Origin of the sequence: Massilia frigida, assembly GCF_011682175.1 — a bacterium.
GTDB classification, from domain to species: Bacteria; Pseudomonadota; Gammaproteobacteria; order Burkholderiales; family Burkholderiaceae_D; genus Telluria_A; species Telluria_A frigida.
On record NZ_WHJG01000119.1, the window covers coordinates 1 to 1,447 of the forward strand.

A 1,447-nucleotide genomic window follows, 5' to 3' on the forward strand; every position below is an offset into this window, starting at 1 on the left:
TATCGCGCATGATTTGGGCATGCCACCAAAACCTCCCCGTCTCAATCTCACCGGCTTGTCCCATGAAGACAAGGATCGTCTCATTGACGCCTTGTTCGCACGCCTGGACGCGGTGGAGGCTAAGCTGGGCATGAACAGCGAGAACTCGAGCAAGCCGCCGTCGTCGGATGGACTGGGCAAAAAGCAGAAAACTACTTCGTTACGTGGCAAATCTGACAAAGCAGTTGGAGGCCAACCGGGTCATAAAGGCAGCACGCTCAAGCGGGTTGCCGAGCCTACCAGCACGCAAGATCATCGAACGCCATCGCATTGCAACCGCTGCCACAGTGCGTTGGCGTTTGAAGAGGCGCACGTGCTGGAACGCCGCCAGGTATTTGACGTGCCGACGATGTGTTTCGAGGTCGTCGAACACCGCGTCTACACGGTGCTGTGCATCTGCGGTCAACGGCACGACAGTGTCTTCCCGGCTGCTGTGAGCGACCTTGCGCAATATGGCCCGAACGTGCGCGCATTGGGCGTGCACCTGACGCAAGGCCAGATGCTGCCATATGCCCGCGCCGCCGGGTTGATCGCCGAGATGACGGGCTTGTCCGTGTCGCCGGCAACCCTGCTTGCCTGGGTCGGCGAAGCGAGCCTCGCCTTGCAAGGCACGGCCGATTTTATTGCGAAGCAATTGCACGACGCGCCGGTACTGTGCGCCGACGAATCGGGCCTGCGCGTGGACGGCAAGCTGCACTGGATGCACGTTGCGGCCACGGCGGAACTGACCTGGTACGGCATGCATGCCAAGCGCGGCCTGGACGCAATGGTCGCGCATGGCATTCTTCCTAACCGACTCGGCGTTCTGGTGCATGATTGCTGGGCCCCGTACTGGAAGCTGAACGATGGCCTGCATGCCTTGTGCAACGCCCATCTTCTTCGTGAGCTGGTCTATGCGCAGGAGGTGACGGGCCAGGATTGGCCAACCGACATGACTGAACTGCTGCTCAATGCCCAACGACTGAGCACGGCTGCGCGCCAGCAAGGCACGCCTTTCGATGCCGAAGCCATCGCCGCCTTCGCCACTGTCTACCACGGCATCGTACGCCAGGGCGAAGAACTGAACCCTCCGCAGACGAAACCCGGCGCAAAGCCCGGACGCTGCAAGCAGTCTGACGCCCATAACTTGCTGCGTCGCTTCCGACTGCACGCAGACGCCATCCTGCGCTTCATTGCGGACCCCATCATCCCGTTCACGAACAACATCGCCGAGCGGGCCGTGCGCATGCCCAAGGTCAAACAGAAAATATCGGGATGCTTCCGCACCATTACCGGTGCCGATAACTTCTGCACCATCCGCTCCTGCCTCGACACCCTACGCAAACAAGGGCACAGCATGCTGGAAGTGCTGCGCCGTGCATTTGCTGGCGATCCGATCAGGCCAACTGCGTAGCGGCTGAATAGTTAC

1 protein-coding gene is annotated in these 1,447 nt (G+C 60.7%); it reads left to right on the forward strand.

Annotated features, from left to right (window positions below):
- Positions 1–19: 19 nt before the first annotated feature.
- The gene (gene tnpC, locus F2P44_RS34230; RefSeq protein WP_222853168.1) at positions 20–1,432 is read left to right on the forward strand and encodes an IS66 family transposase; all 1,413 of its coding nucleotides are present in this window, start codon (positions 20–22) and stop codon (positions 1,430–1,432) included.
- Positions 1,433–1,447: the final 15 nt, after the last annotated feature.